Here is a 15137-nt window from a genome sequence, read left to right on the forward strand (position 1 = left end):
GTCGGTGAGAGCGACGCCTAGAGTTCGGCAAGCTCGAGGGCCATCGACACCGCCTGCCGCGTTTCGGCGCGGCTGAGGTCGCGGCCGAGCAGCTTCTCGATCTTCGCCAACCGCGCCCGCACCGTGTGCCGGTGGACTCCCAGCTCGGCGGCGATGCGCTCCCGCGCCCCGGACGCGGCGATGAAGACCCGCAGGGTCTCCAACAGCTCCTGGCCGCCGCGGGCCCGAAAGAGCCCGCCGAGGATGCGCTCGACGAATCGGTCGGCAGCCTCCTCATCGACTGCGGACAGCAGGGCCTTGACCTCGGAGGCCTCGGACTCATGCTGCGTCCGCCACAGCATCCACGTGTGATGGAGCTGTTCCAGCGGCAGCCTCTTCTGCGCAAGCGCGTCCAGGCCGGTGACCTCGGCGGCCTTCGTCACCAGCTCATCGACCCCGGCCTCCTGCGCACCGACGACCCCGAGCAGCGAACCGGAGCGGGTGAGCAGACTCCGACCGACGATATCGGCGATGAGGCGTTCAGCCGAGTCCCCGCGGACCCCGCCGAAGATGTGCATCCCGACGGTCGCCACCGGTGCCAGACCCGTCACCCGAGTCCACTCCTCGCGCGCCTCAACCTCGCTCAGGTCGGTGTCGAACAGCGGTGCACCACCGGAGGGAACGGGCAGGTCTGCCAACGTCATCGCCAACAGGGCCGAAGCGGTCGACAGCAGCAGGGCACGCGTCTTCGGAGATCCGGCCGCCTCGGCGGGGGTGAGAATCCACCCGAGCGGATGGTCACCCCCGACCGGAACGGCCTCGACGATTCGCGCACCGGTGCGAATCAGACGAGGCCCCGAAGTCGGTTTCAATGACTCCTCGATGAGCGCCGAACGCACGTCTTCTTCGGCATCGTCCCCGCTCAGCGCCCTGCCGGTGGGCGAGACGAACCGAACCGGCGCCTCCAGCGTCTCCGCCAGGTCGGCGACCAGGGCCGCGGGGCCGACACCCGCCAACGCGGTCGCGAAACGACGAGCCGCGCTGCTCGCCCGGGTCAGCTCTCGGTTCGTCTCCGCCTCGCGCATCCGGGTGAAGGCATCGACGACGGCGACGAACGGAACAGGCTCGGGCACCCCGAACAGCGCCAGCTCCTCCTCCTGCGCGGCGGCGATGAGCTTCGGCGGGACCTGCTTCCACGGAAGGTCGGAGCCCAGACCGATGCCGAGCGCATGGACGCCCACGGACTTGAGCCGGCGCACATAGTCCCCGACGGTGTCCCCGCCGAGGTCCTGACCGACCCCGATCGTCAGCAGCACCTCACCGCCGGCAAGCCATTCGTCGACCTCCGGCAGCTCCGAGGAATGGACGATCGTGACCTCCTGGTCCGCAGCCGTCGGCGAATCGACGATGACGTCGAGAGCGAGTTCGGTGCGTGACCAGATCTGTTCCAAGGTGACCATGCACCTAATTCTATCCAATCTGGATAGCAGCGGTGTCAAATACGCCGCTCTGGATATCGGTGTTGTGTGAGCCACGTCCTAGGCTGAGGGCACGACCACCGGCCCGCCCGGATCCGGTCAACCGCCACGACGAAGGAGAAAGCCAGTGACGTCTCAGCCGCTCGGCCCAGCCGACTATAGCAAGACACCCCGCTACGCAGGACCCCCGACGTTCGGACTGCTGCCGCGCATCGACGAGGTCGAAGCCGAGCGCCCCGGCGAGAAGATCGACGTCAAAGTCATCGGCATCCCCTTCGACGCCGGCGTCAGCTACCGTCCCGGCGCCCGTTTCGGACCGGCTCACATCCGCCAGTCCTCGAAGCTGCTGCGTCCCTACAACCAGGCCACGAACGTCCACCCGTTCACCTGGCAGCAGGTCGCCGACTGCGGTGACCTCGGCGTCAACCCTTTCGACATCGAAGAGGCCATCACCACCGTCGAAGCCAACGCCGACGCCATGCGCGCCGATGGGGCCAAGCTGCTCACCCTCGGTGGTGACCACACCCTGGCCCTGCCCAACCTGCGCTCCCTGCACAAGACGCATGGCAAGATCGCCGTCCTCCACTTCGATGCGCACCTGGACACCTGGGACACCTACTTCGGTGCGCCCTACACGCACGGCACTCCCTTCCGCCGCGCCAGCGAAGAGGGCCTCATCGATATGACGGCCTCGATGCACATCGGCATCCGCGGTCCCCTCTACGGGAAGAAGGACCTCGAGGACGATGAGGTGCTCGGCTTCCAGATCATCCGCAGCGACGAATACCAGTTCACCTCCGTCCAGGACGTCGTCGCCCGGATGCGGGGTCGCCTGGGCGACGCTCCGGTCTATCTGTCCGTCGACATCGACGTCCTCGACCCCGCGGCCGCACCCGGCACCGGCACCCCCGAGGCAGGTGGAATGACCAGCCGTGAGCTGCTCAACTCGATCCGCGGCCTCCAGGGACTCAACGTCGTCGGCGCCGAGATCGTCGAGGTCGCCCCGGCCTACGACCATGCCGAGGTCACTGGACTCGCCGCGGCCCATGTCGGCTACGAGGTCCTGTCCCTGTGGGCGGCGGAGAACAACGGAGTCACTGCTCCCTCCGGTCCGTCCGGCACCGCCCTCGGAGTCTGACCATGAGCACCGAGAACACCGTCCGCAACGGCGGTCGTGCCGTGGTGGCCGCCCTGGCCGCCCACGGTGTCGACACGATCTTCGGCATCCCCGGCACCCATAATCTCGAGTTCTACCGGCATCTGCCGGAGTTCGGGATCCGTGCCGTGACTCCCCGCCACGAGCAGGGAGCAGGCTACGGGGCCGACGGGTACTTCCTCGTCTCCGGCAAGCCCGGGGTCGTCATCACGACCTCGGGTCCGGGCCTGACGAACGTCATCACCGCCGCCGCGACCGCCTATGCCGAGTCCCGGCCGATGCTCATCCTCTCCCCCGGTGTGCCCACCGGGTTCGAGCGCGCAGACGTCGGAATGCTGCACGAGACGAAGGACTCCTCGGGCGCCCTCAATCGCCTTCTCGTGTCCTCCCAGCGCACCCGCACCGCCGAAGGAGCTGCGCAGGCCGTCGCCGAGGCGTTCGCCATGTTCGACTCGGCCCGTCCCGGACCCGTGCACATCGAGGTTCCCCTCGACGTACTCGAGGGAGCATGGAACGGCAGCGTGCCGGTCCCGTTCGCGGGCCGCCGCCCCGGACTCGATGAACATGTCGTGGCCCGCGCCGCCGAGGCGATCAGTGCGGCCACGCGCCCGCTGGTCATCGCCGGCGGCGGTGCCAGGAGAGCACACGCCGAGGTGGCCCGTCTCATCGAGGCCCTCGACGCTCCCCTGGCGACGACCGCCAACGGCAAGGGCATCGTGTCCGAGACGCATCCGCTGTCTCTGGGTTCGAACGTGCGCTTCCCCAGCGTGCAGGCCGAATCCGCGGCCGCCGATGTGCTCATCGTGCTCGGATCCGAACTGGCCGACTCCGACCTCTGGGGCGGAGTCATCGGTGCGCAGACGAGCATCGGCGTCCGTGATGACTCTGCCCGGCAGACCGTCATCCGCTGCGATATCGACCCCGACCAGCTGAATAAGAACCTGCCCGGTGACATCCTCGCCTGCGCGGACACCGCGGAGTTCCTCACCGCGCTCATGACCGCGCTCGAGTCAGCAACGGCCACCGCCGCCTCGGCGAGGGAAAACGGGACGGCTTCGTCCGACTCGCACGGATCGGCCGCCTCGGCGAGGGAATCCGGGGCCGATCGGGTCACCCGGATCCGGCAGAGCTGGGCCACTGATTTCGACTTCGACGCGATCGGGGCCAGGGTCACCCGGCTCGTCGAAGACGGTGCGGGAGCGAACGTCGTCATCTCCGGTGACTCCTCGCAGGTCACCTACGATGGCACGGTGCACGCGCTGACGGCGAGCACGCCGGATCAGCTGCTGTACATGCCCGGATTCGCGACCCTGGGCTACGGCATTCCCGCCGCGCTCGGGGCGAAGCTCGCCGATCCTGCGCGACCGGTCGTGTGCATCCTCGGCGACGGTGCGGCCATGTTCTCCATCCAGGAGCTCATGACCGCGGCCGAGCTGGGACTGGGAATTCCCTTCGTCATCGTCGACAACGGTGGGTACGCGGAGATCGAGGGCCAGATGGTCGATCGCGACATCGAACCCTTCGCCGTCCGGCTCGCCCGTCCGGACTTCGCGAAGCTCGGTCAGTCCATGGGCGGGGCTGGGGTGACGATCGCCGAGGCGGACATCGATTCCGCGCTGCCGCAGGCCATCGCCGAGGCGCTCGGTCGCACCGTACCCACCGCCATTCACATCACCGTCGGTCACTGAGCCGATCCAACAGAAAGGGTCGCTGTGGACTCTTTGGTAGTCATCATCTATCTCGCCGCCATGGTGGGATTCGGAGTCTGGGGCCGGTTCAAGGCCCATAATCAGGAGGACTTCCTCGTCGCCGGCCGTCGCCTCGGCGGGCTGCTGTACACCGGCACGATGTCGGCCGTCGTCCTCGGCGGCGCGTCGACGATCGGCGGTGTGGGTCTCGGCTACACCGCCGGGCTGTCGGGAATGTGGCTCGTGCTGTCGATCGGTCTGGGCATCATCGTGCTCTCACTGTTCTTCGCTCCGAAGATTCAGAAGCTCGAGATCTACACGGTCTCGCAGATGCTCGAACTCCGCTACGGCAAGGGTTCCCGATTCGTGTCCGGAGCGATCATGACCGCCTACGGTCTGATGATCTCGACGACGTCGACGGTCGCCTACGCCACGGTCTTCCATGCCCTGTTCGACCTCAACAAGGTGTGGTCGGTGCTCATCGGCGGCGGCATCGTCATCCTCTATTCGATGCTCGGCGGCATGTGGTCGATCACGCTGACGGACTTCGTGCAGTTCTTCATCCAGACGATCGGCATCTTCCTCATCATGCTGCCGCTCGTGCTCTCGAAATCCGGCGGCTTCTCCGAGCTGTTCTCGTCGCTGCCCGAAACGCACACCTCACCGGTGGGCATCGGCTGGCAGGCGATCCTCGGCTACATCCTCATCTACACCCTCGGCCTGCTCATCGGCCAGGACATCTGGCAGCGCGTGTTCACCGCCCGCAGCCCGGGTGTGGCCAGGTGGGGCGGCTTCTCCGCCGGCGTCTACTGCCTGCTCTATGCCGTGGCCGGAGCACTCATCGGCATGGCCGCGACGAAGATCGTGCCCGGCATCGAGGTTCAGGACGATGTGTTCGTCGCCGTCGTCGATGCCTCGATGTCGCCGGTGCTCGGCGGAATCGTGCTCGCTGCTGCTCTGGCCGCGATGATGTCGACGGCGTCGGGGTCGCTCATGGCGGCCTCGACCGTGTGCCGTCAGGACATCGTCGAGCCGATCCTCGCCCGCAAGGACATCGTGCCTGATTCGGGTGGCAACGTTGGTGCGGGCTCGGGTGCCGCGGTTGACGGAGCCGGGGCGGACGGCGTTGCTGCGGACGGCGCAGCGACGGGTGGATCGGCCGCCTCGGCGAATGCGTCGGGCGTTGCCGGCTCCGGCTCCGGTGCGAAGTCGACGCTCGTGCGGTCGCTGGTCCGCGAGACCGGTGACGAGGTGCGCGACTCGCGCATCTATCTCATCGGGCTCGGCGTCGTCACGCTGGTGCTCGCGATGATCATGCCCAGCGTGGTCGAGGCCCTCACCGTGGCGTACAACCTGCTGGTGGCAGGCCTGTTCATCCCGATCCTCGGCGGTCTCGTGTTCAAGCGCGGCACGATCGTCGGCGTGATGGCCGGAATGATCCTCGGCGCCGTGACCACCGTGGTCGTCATGATCGTCTCCGGCATCTACGCCGAATCGGCGATCTACCTCGGCCTCATCGCCTCGCTGGTCGGATACCTCGTCGGGTCCTTCGCATCGAAGCCGACCCCGCCCGAGGTCATGTCCGCCTGGAAGGCCCGCCTCAACCGCTAATTACTACCTGACGGCGGCCCAGCAACCTCGCGCGAGGTATCTGGGCCGCCGTCAGGTAGTTCTGGGGCGTCGGGACGGCACCCGACTTGGTGCCTCACGCCGCAGTCGCCTATATTCGAAGAGTCAGGCTGAGCCGCCCTCAGCGACGCCGGGAATCGGCGAACAGGGCGAGCGCACATCAGCCGGTGCCCGAAAAAGGGGCACGAAGCCGCCGGGCCCGGGCTCGATTGAACCGCAGCGCCCCGAACTCGCCGCAGTGGCCGGGTCAGCGTGTGAGACATATATGGATCGAACTTCCATATCTCATTCGCGAAAGGCCAACCATGGCTCATACCTCCGCGCACGTCGCGCACACCCTTGCCGCCCACATCGACGAAGTCTTCGGACTCATGGGCAACGGCAACGCCTACTTCCTCGACGCTTTGCTGCGCGACACCTCCGCCACCTACACGGCCGTCCGCCACGAAGCCGGCGCCGTCGTCGCCGCCGATGCCCACTTCCGCACTTCAGGGCGGATCGCCGCGGCCACCACGACCTATGGCGCCGGGTTCACGAATACGCTCACCGCACTCGCCGAGGCGGCCCAAGCCAGAGTGCCCCTCGTCCTCGTCGTCGGGGATGAGCCCACGTCCGGTCCGCGGCCGTGGGACGTCGACCAGATCGCGATGGCCTCGGCAGTGGGAGTGCGCACCTACACCGTCGGGCGGGTCGATGCCGCCGCCGCGACCGTGACCGCCATCGAGCATGCCCTGACCTACCGGGTGCCCGTCGTCCTGGCCATCCCCTACGACGTCGCGACTCTGGAGATCGGTGATGTCCCAGCCGTTCCCGGGCCCAGCCGTCCGACACCGCTGGCGCCGAACGGCGAGTTCGCTCATGCTGCTCTCGATCGCCTCGCGGCCGACCTGGCCGGAGCAGAACGTCCGCTGCTGCTCGCTGGCCGCGGAGCCTGGTTGGCCGGAGCCGAAACCGAACTCGGCGAACTCGTCGACATCACTGGTGCCCTGACCGTGACGACCGCGCTGGGCCGCAATATCTTCCCGGCCACCGAACACGACCTGGGCATCGCCGGCGGCTTCGGCGCACCGGTCGCGATGGAACGCATCCGCGAAGCCGATGTGGCCGTGGTCTTCGGTGCTTCGCTCAACCAGTTCACGATGCGTTTCGGCGAGCTCTTCCACCCCTCGACGACGGTATGGCAGATCGACACCGACGAACGCGCAACGAATGCTCGAGTCGGCGGGTTCGTCCGAGCCGACGCGAGACTTGCTGCCGCTGAGCTTCTGGAACGGCTGAAGGCGGGGAGTGTCGACGGCGTGAGGACTTCGGACGGGGCGACCACGCGCTGGCACGATTCCGTCGACACCGCCGCCGACCGCGCCTACGTCGTCGGGTCGGAGCTCGCCGAGGACGGTCGGCTCGATCCGCGTGCAGCAGCGAACCGCCTCGGCGAGGTTCTGCCCGAGGATCGGGTCGTTGTCTCCGACGGCGGACATTTCATCGCCTGGGCGAACATGTTCTGGGAGCCCAGCGCACCAGACCGACTGGCGATGGTCGGCACCGCCTTCCAATCGATCGGGCTCGGCTGGCACAGCGTCGCCGGAGCCGTCCGTGCGAACCCGGACTCGACGATCGTGCTGACCAGCGGTGACGGCGGCGGAGCCATGGCGCTGTCCGACCTCGATACCGCGATCCGGGTGGCCGGAGGTCGCGGGATGGCTGTGATCTTCAACGATGCGGCCTACGGTGCCGAGGTCAACCTGTACGGGCTCAAGGGACTGGAGAAGTCCCCCATGCTCATCGACGAGATCGATTTTGCAGCCCTCGCGACGGCCGCCGGCGGACACGGAGTCGCCGTGCGGTCCCTCGCCGATCTCGCCGTCGTCGAGGAGTGGAAGACCCGCCCGGTTGATGAGCGACCCTTCCTGCTCCTCGATCTGCGGATCTCCGGCGAGGTCATCGCGCCGTACCAAGAAGAGGTTATTCGCGTGAACTCGTGAACGCACCCGGCTGGTCGCGGTGCTGATGTCGGTGCGTCGCCGAATGTTTCGCGCGACCCCAGGTGACGAGGCGCCACAGTTTCTCCAGAGGTCCCTGTCCGAAGCGGCGCAGCCACAGGGTCGAGACGATGATCTGGACGACGATGATCACCAGCGCGATGAGTGCCTTCATCATCAGTGGTGGGAATCCTTGCCGGATCGGAGTGGGCAGTCACCGCGCTCGGCCACAGGATCGTGGTCGGCAGATGGCTGCTGTCTGACTCTGTCAATCCTTCCGGTTTCGGGCAGGCGGAACCTTCACCCAATGGCTGATCGTGCTCGGCCGAGTGGCCGGAAGAGTGCCTGCCTGGTGGGCGGGTCGCGGGCGGACGGGGCGCGGGTCAGTCGGCTGCGGACTGCGACTGCGGGAGGTCAGTCGTCCGCGGACTGCGCCGCACGGTTCGCGGTCAACCAGACTCGGATGAAGAGGCCGAGGATGAGCAGCCACCCCGAGACCGCGAGAACATCTCCGACTGCTTTCGGCCAGGCAAAGAACTCAACGCCCAAGAGCGCAAGCGCGTACCCGATGGCAATGATTCCGATGGTGATAAGCATGGGAACTGCCGCACGGTGACCGGCCCGCCACGCAGCGTCGGACCGCATCGTCTTGGCTGACCGGATCCCGATCGCACGATTGCGGGGCAGGCGGTCGCCGCGGATGACCTGCACGAGGACGACGCAGACAACGGCGAATACGAGGTAGCCGATCAGCGGCGGATAGAACATCGGGGCCGGTCTCCTCCTTGGACTCGGATCCACCGTATCGCACTGGTAGTTGAACTCAACGGAGGACGAAGGGACAGGTGGGAGGGGAACTGTTTGGCCGCCTCGGCGAGGGTGTCCTTTCGACGGGGCGACGTTGCTTGTCCGGGGGCTTTCGGACAGCGAAAAGCCCCGGATCCTTGCGGAATCCGGGGCTGTGACACGTGGAGATGGCGGGAATCGAACCCGCGTCCGTCGGCAGATTGTCAGGACTTCTCCGGGCGCAGTTCGTGAAGTAGTGTCTTAGGTTCTGGCTATCGCACGAACACGTAAGCCAACGAACGGAGTTGAGTAAAAGTCCCTCAGGCACCCCCAACATGTGCCTGAAGCAGTGGCCTCTTAAACGACGCCAGGATCTAGAGCAGAGGCAACTCTAGGCTGACGGATTCGCAGCTCGCGCTCTATCAGGCAGCGAGGGCGAAATCGGTGCGGTTGTTAGACTTAGCACCTATTGTTTTGCAGAGGACATTAACGAGATGACTCTGCATTCTCGGCCCGCTTCTCCCGACGCAGTGTCCGACGTCGAAACCGATCATCCCCATATTCTGTTACCAAAACTGATCAGCTGTTTCATCCGCCGAGGCGGCTGCTGGCGCCGATCAGGTACTCCAGCATACTCGTACAACGCAGACCGAGCCAATTGCATTCCCTGAACTCCGCGAATATGTGACCGGGCGTGCTCGGATACGCTCGGACCGCCTCGGCGAAGGAGTCGAGAGACGATGGTGATGGCGGGGATCTCACCCGCCATCGACCGGCCCTTACAGGTACTGCTTGGACTTCATGGCGCGTTCGGCTTCGCGTTTGTCCTGCGCTTCGCGCAGTGCCTGACGCTTATCCCATTCGCGCTTGCCGCGGGCCAGGGCGATCTCGACCTTGACGCGTGAACCGTCGAAGTAGAGCTCGAGCGGGACCAGGGTCCGGCCGGATTCCTTGACTTTCTGCGAGATCCTGAGGATCTCCTCGCGGTGGAGCAGCAGCTTACGACGACGGCGGGCCGAGTGATTCGTCCACGTCCCCTGCAGGTATTCGGGAATATAGACGTTCTCCAGCCACGCTTCATTCTGGAAGATGAGGGCGAAACCGTCGGTGAGCGATGCTCGGCCTTCGCGCAGCGATTTCACCTCGGTACCGGTGAGTACGAGTCCGGCCTCCCACGTGTCTTCGATGTGATAGTCGTGGCGCGCCCTGCGATTCCTCGCAATGACTTTCTTGCCTGTGTCCTTCGGCATGACCGGCCTCCTCTCTGCTTCCGATCACCTGTGCACACGTTCGCGGGCACAGCCATCAATTCTATCCCATCGGCCGCCTTCCGCGCGCCCGTCCCCTCCCAGAACTACCCGACGGCGGCCCAGCAACCTGGCGCCAGGTTGCTGGGCCGCCGTCGGGTAGCAATTAGAAGATGAAGGGTTTGGGGTCGACGTAGCCGCCGTTCTCCATGATCTCGAAGTGGAGGTGGCAGCCGGTCGACGCGCCCGTCGTGCCGGAGTACGAGATGATGTCGCCCTTCTTGACCCTCTGCCCGTCGTGGACCTTGAGCTTCGTGTTGTGGTTGTAGGTCGACGCGATCGAATTGCCCTTGATCTTGCCGTGGGAGATGACGACGCGGTTGCCGTAGCCGCCGGTCCAACCGGAGGTGACGACGATTCCGTCGCCTGCTGAACGGATCGGGGTTCCGCAGGGCACGCCGAAGTCCATTCCGGTGTGCAGCTTCTTCGCGCCGGTGATCGGGTGGATGCGGTATCCGAACGGAGACGTCGTCGGGTATCCCTTGGCCGGGTTGCCCAGGACGCCGTCGCCGAAGACGAACTTGCCCTTCTTCTCCTGTTCCTTCTCCCACTCCCGGACCTTCTCGGCCAGACGCTCCTGTTCGGCCTTCTCGTCGGCGAGCTGCTTCTCGGTCTTGTCCTTGTTGTCGGAGATCGTCTTCTCCGCATCGTCCTTCGCGGAGATGAGGTCGTTGAGGCTGTCGGCCTTCTTCTTCGCATCGACCTGCGCGGCTTCCTTGGCCAGCACCGCCTCGGCGGCTTCGTCCTTGAGGTCGGAGATCTTATCGGTCACGCCCGAGAGCCGCTCTTCGTTGTTCTTGTTCAGCGCCCGCTGTTCGGAGAGTTTGTCGATCGTGCGCTGCTGCGACCGCACAGCGGAGTCGACGCGCCCGATGCCGCCGTCGGCGCTCGTACCCTCGGCCATCTGCAGCAGCATCGCCAGGTCGGAGGTGATGCCCGAGTTCTGGTATGCCTGTCGTCCGATGCGCGCCGCCGAGGTCTTATGCTTGTCGATCTCCTCCGTGCCGGACTTGATCGTGTCCTTGAGATCCTTCTGCGCGTTCTCCGCCGAGGTCAGGCGCGCGGCCATGTCCTCATCCTTCTCGATCGCCTTCGCCAGCGCATCGTCGGCGGCCTTCGATTCGGCTTCGGCATCCGGCAGCTTCTCCTGCGCGGCATCGCGTTCGGCGATGACGCGGGCGAGGTCCTCGTCGAGTCCTTCGAACTCCTGCTGGAGTTCCTTGACGCGTTCGTCGACCTCGCTCTTGTCGTCGCGAGGATCGGCCACCACCGAGGCGACCGGCATGACCACTGCCAGCGCAGCTGCCGTGAGGACGAGTCCGAGTCTGCGTCTCATCTCAGACCTTCGTGTACTTGTTGAGCGTGATCAGCGACGATGCTCCGGCCATGAGTACGCCGATGATGATGAGTACGGGGGTGATGAGGAGGACGTCCCATCCGGAGATGAGGCTGAATCCCGTGGCCTGCGACTGCAGCCAACCGCTGACTCCGAAGTGGACGAGCAGTCCCAGGGCACCGGCGGACAGTGTCGCACCGATGGCCGAGGCGATGACGCCCTCGAGCAGGAACGGCATCTGGATGAAGGTGTTCGACGCGCCGACGAGCCTCATGATGCCGGTCTCCCGGCGCCTCGAGAACGCGGAGAGTCTGATGGTGGTGGCGATGAGCAGCATCGCGCACAGCAGCATGATGCCGGCGATCGCGATCGCCACGATGGTCGCGATATTGAGCACCCCGAACAGGCGGTCGAGCAGCTGGTTCTGGTCGACGACCTCTTCCACCCCGGGGGTCGACGAGAACGACTCCTTGATGATGTCGTACTTCTCGGCGTCCTTGAGCTTGACCCGGAAGGACTCGTTCATCTCGTCCTTGGGCACGGTGCCTTCGAGGCTGGTGCCCTTGAACTGCTCCTGGAAGTGCTCGTAGGCCTCGGTCTTGTCTTCGAAGTAGACCTTGTCGACATAGGGAGCGAGATCGGAGCTTTCGAGTTCGGCCCGGATCTGATCCTTCTGGTCTCCCGTGACTTCACCGTCGACGCAGTTCGTCGCCTCCGAATCCGGCGGGCACAGGAACACGGAGACCTGCACGCGGTCGTACCAGAAGTCCTTCATCTGCCCGACCTGCATCTGCAGCAGGATCGCAGCGCCGACGAAGAGCAGGGACACGAAGGTCACGAGCACGACGGAGATGACCATGGAGAAGTTCCGGCGCAGTCCCGACCAGACTTCGGAGAGGATGAACCCGGCCCTCATGAGGCGACTCCGTAGGTGCCCTCTTCGACGTCGCGGACGATTTCGCCTTCGCGCAGTTCGATGACCCGCCGACGCATCCGGTTGACGATCTCGCCGTCGTGGGTGGCCATGAGCACGGTGGTGCCGTTGCGGTTGATCTTCTCGAGAACGTTCATGATGTCGGCGCTGGTGGCCGGGTCGAGGTTGCCCGTCGGCTCGTCGGCGAGCAGGATTCCGGGTTTGTTGACCACGGCGCGGGCGATGGCCACACGCTGCTGCTCACCGCCGGAGAGCTCACTGGGGTACCGCTTCTCCTTGCCGGCCAGACCCACGGTCTCGAGGACGTCGGGGACGAGGGTCGACATGGCGGCACGGGATTTTCCGATCACCTGGAGGGCGAAGGCGACGTTCGCGAATACCGTCTTGTTCGGCAGCAGGCGGAAGTCCTGGAACACGGTTCCGATCCCCCGCCGCAGGTAGGGCACCTTCCAGCTGGGCATCTTCACCACGGATTTCCCCGCGATGTGGATGCGTCCGGCGCTGGGGACCTCTTCACGCAGAATGAGTCGGATGACCGTGGACTTTCCCGAACCGGAGGCCCCGACGAGGAACACGAATTCCCCGCGGTCAGCCTCGAACGAGATGTCGTCGAGTGCTTTGCGGGAACGTGTGTCGTAGGACTTCGAAACGGAGTCGAATCTGATCAAGTCGGTCTTCAATCATGTTGCGGGTGGCTCGGCCGCTTCCACTGTACGTAACAGTTCCGTGATGTTCGCGGAGGCGGCCGGGCGTGTGTTGCGATCTGATGAAGTTCACAGTCGCCTCGGTGATGGTCGAAACCTCGCCGAGGCGGCCGACCCTCAGTCGGCCGTCGCCCGAGCGAGACGGCTCGGTACCGTTGCCCGAGGAAACAGGCCTGTTGCTCGAAGAATCAGGCTCAGGCCTCGGCCTCTTCGGCCATCTCCTGTTCCTTGCGCCAGCGGATGCCGGCTTCGATGAGTCCGTCGAGGTCACCGTCGAAGACGGCAGAGGGGTTGTTGACCTCGTAGCCGGTGCGCAGGTCCTTGACCATCTGGTACGGGTGGGTGACGTACGAGCGCATCTGATCGCCCCAGCTTGCCTTGATGTCGCCGGCCAGCTCCTTCTTCTGCGCCGCCTCTTCCTTGCGCTTGAGGTCGAGGAGCCTCGACTGGAGGACGCGCATGGCGGCCTCACGGTTCTGGATCTGAGACTTCTCATTCTGCATGCTCACGACCACGCCCGTGGGTTCGTGGGTGATGCGCACGGCCGAGTCCGTCGTGTTCACCGACTGCCCGCCGGGGCCCGACGACCGGTAGACGTCGATGCGCAGATCGTTCTCGTCGATCTCGACATGGTCGGTCGATTCGATGAGCGGGACCACCTCGACGGCGGCGAACGAGGTCTGGCGGCGTCCCTGGTTGTCGAAGGGGCTGATGCGCACCAGCCGGTGAGTGCCGGCTTCGACCGACAGCGTGCCGTAGGCGTAGGGCGCGTCGATCTGGATGGTCGCGGACTTGATGCCCGCACCTTCGGCATATGAGGTGTCGAGCTCCTGGACCTTGTAGCCGCGGTTCTCCGCCCACCGGACGTACATGCGGGTGAGCATCTGCGCCCAGTCGGTCGCGTCGTCGCCGCCGGCGCCCGAGCGCACGGTCACGACGGCGGAGCGCTCATCGTATTCGTGGTTGAGCAGCGTCGAGATCTCGAGTTCGGCGAGCTGATCGCGCAGCTTCGCGATGTCACGGTCGGCCTCTTCGAGTGAGTCCGCGTCACCTTCGTCCTGGGACATCTCGACGAGCAGTTCGGCATCGTCGATGCGTTCGCCGAACTTCTCGAGTTTCTCCAGGGTGCCCTGCTTGTGCGAGAGCTTGGCCGAGGTCTTCTGCGCCGAATCAGGGTCGTCCCAGAATGTCGGTGACGATGCCTGCTCCGTGAGCTCGGCAACCTCGTCGCGTAGATTGTCCAGATCGGACACGTCGAGAATCGCTTTGTACGTCTGGCGGAGGTTGGCGATTTCAGAAGAGTAATCAGTGGTGGCCATAATGATCCGATTCTAGTGCATGCACCCACCCCGCCCAGAACCGACGGATGCGCGCCGAGGTGGGGCCACCTCGGCGCGCATCTGCACAATCCCCCGGTTCGGGGACGGACGACCACCCCGGTCCGGGTCGGAAGTGATCCGACCCGGACCGGGCGATCCCGACTCAGGCGGGGACGAGTTCGGGCACGGTCGCCCAGGTGTCGGGGCCGAAGACCTCGAAGTGAATGTTGGACTCGGGCACACCGAGTGCGTCGAGTCCGCGGCGCACGGCCTTCATGAACGGGGGCGGGCCGCACAGGTAGACCTGCGCGTCGGCGGGAACGTCGACCTCGGCGAGGTCGATGAAGCCTTCGTGGACGGTCTCGTTCGTCGTCCGCGCGCCGAGCTGTTCGTACCAGTGGTGCATCCGGGCGCCCGGCAGTTGAGCGGCGAGCTGCGCCATCTCCTGTCGGTGGGCGTGGGCGGCCATCGATTGGTCGGCGTGGAGGACCGTGACTTCGCGGCTGGATTCCTTGGACACGAGGTCGTTGAGCGCGCCGAGGATCGGGGTGCAGCCGATGCCTGCGGAGATGAGGAGCAGCGGAGTCTCGGCGTCTTCGACGACGAGGTCGCCGTAGGGCAGGGAGCAGCGGACCGTGTCGCCTTCGAAGACGTTGCCGTGGATGAAGCTCGACACCTCACCTGCGGGGATGTCCGCCTCGGCGCGGCCGGCGGGAGATCTGATTCATCCCGCCGACGGCGCGGCTCATATCGCGTCATGCGAAGGCTAGTGAGGAAAATATAGACCGGATCCCACCCCCGCGCAAGACGAAGAATCGGCGCAATGACAGTCGTGAAACTAC

The 15137-nt window shown here is 65.6% G+C and carries 13 protein-coding genes and 1 other RNA gene; 4 read left to right on the plus strand and 10 right to left on the minus strand.

From position 1 onward, the window contains the following. Positions 1-17: 17 nt before the first annotated feature. Positions 18-1439, minus strand: coding sequence for a PucR family transcriptional regulator (locus tag GUY30_RS12590; protein ID WP_167198103.1), 1422 nt, complete (start codon positions 1437-1439; stop codon positions 18-20). Positions 1440-1584: 145 nt separating this feature from the next. Here GUY30_RS12590 and speB point away from each other — a divergent pair, with 145 nt between their 5' ends. From speB to GUY30_RS12610, 4 genes are all read left to right on the plus strand, one after another. Continuing rightward, positions 1585-2595, plus strand: coding sequence for an agmatinase (gene speB / locus GUY30_RS12595; protein WP_167198106.1), 1011 nt, complete (start codon positions 1585-1587; stop codon positions 2593-2595). Between the two features lie 2 nt (positions 2596-2597). After that, complete coding sequence (locus GUY30_RS12600; protein WP_167198109.1) at positions 2598-4301, plus strand: thiamine pyrophosphate-binding protein; 1704 nt, start codon at positions 2598-2600, stop codon at positions 4299-4301. Positions 4302-4325: 24 nt separating this feature from the next. Continuing rightward, positions 4326-5912, plus strand: coding sequence for a sodium:solute symporter family protein (locus GUY30_RS12605; protein ID WP_167198113.1), 1587 nt, complete (start codon positions 4326-4328; stop codon positions 5910-5912). A 323-nt stretch (positions 5913-6235) separates the two neighbouring features. Beyond that, entirely contained in the window at positions 6236-7912 is a 1677-nt protein-coding gene (locus GUY30_RS12610; RefSeq protein ID WP_167198116.1) for a thiamine pyrophosphate-binding protein, read from the plus strand. Here GUY30_RS12610 and GUY30_RS12615 read toward each other — a convergent pair. The 9 genes from GUY30_RS12615 to GUY30_RS12655 form a co-directional block, all read right to left on the minus strand. Next, positions 7893-8087, minus strand: coding sequence for a DUF418 domain-containing protein (locus GUY30_RS12615; RefSeq protein ID WP_167198119.1), 195 nt, complete (start codon positions 8085-8087; stop codon positions 7893-7895). The genes GUY30_RS12610 and GUY30_RS12615 overlap by 20 nt on opposite strands. Before the next feature lie 236 nt (positions 8088-8323). Then, on the minus strand, positions 8324-8677 hold the full coding sequence (locus GUY30_RS12620; RefSeq protein WP_167198122.1) for an SdpI family protein: 354 nt from the start codon (positions 8675-8677) through the stop codon (positions 8324-8326). Between the two features lie 198 nt (positions 8678-8875). Further along, positions 8876-9253, minus strand: a transfer-messenger RNA (tmRNA) gene (gene ssrA / locus GUY30_RS12625). 221 nt (positions 9254-9474) lie between these two features. Beyond that, positions 9475-9945, minus strand: coding sequence for an SsrA-binding protein SmpB (gene smpB / locus GUY30_RS12630; protein WP_167198126.1), 471 nt, complete (start codon positions 9943-9945; stop codon positions 9475-9477). 163 nt (positions 9946-10108) lie between these two features. Further along, positions 10109-11338 (minus strand): M23 family metallopeptidase, encoded by a 1230-nt coding sequence (locus tag GUY30_RS12635; protein WP_167198129.1) that lies wholly within the window; start codon positions 11336-11338, stop codon positions 10109-10111. Between the two features lies 1 nt (position 11339). Next, entirely contained in the window at positions 11340-12254 is a 915-nt protein-coding gene (gene ftsX, locus GUY30_RS12640; protein ID WP_167198132.1) for a permease-like cell division protein FtsX, read from the minus strand. Further along, a complete protein-coding gene (gene ftsE / locus GUY30_RS12645) occupies positions 12251-12940 on the minus strand; it encodes a cell division ATP-binding protein FtsE (protein WP_025780920.1) in 690 nt (229 codons plus the stop codon). The genes ftsX and ftsE overlap by 4 nt, the downstream gene beginning before the upstream one ends. A gap of 230 nt (positions 12941-13170) precedes the next feature. After that, on the minus strand, positions 13171-14295 hold the full coding sequence (gene prfB, locus GUY30_RS12650; RefSeq protein WP_167198136.1) for a peptide chain release factor 2: 1125 nt from the start codon (positions 14293-14295) through the stop codon (positions 13171-13173). A 163-nt stretch (positions 14296-14458) separates the two neighbouring features. Continuing rightward, the gene (locus GUY30_RS12655; protein ID WP_167198139.1) at positions 14459-14971 is read right to left on the minus strand and encodes a ferredoxin reductase domain-containing protein; all 513 of its coding nucleotides are present in this window, start codon (positions 14969-14971) and stop codon (positions 14459-14461) included. Positions 14972-15137 lie beyond the last annotated feature (166 nt).

Source organism: Brevibacterium pigmentatum, from assembly GCF_011617465.1.
GTDB classification, from domain to species: domain Bacteria; phylum Actinomycetota; class Actinomycetes; order Actinomycetales; family Brevibacteriaceae; genus Brevibacterium; species Brevibacterium pigmentatum.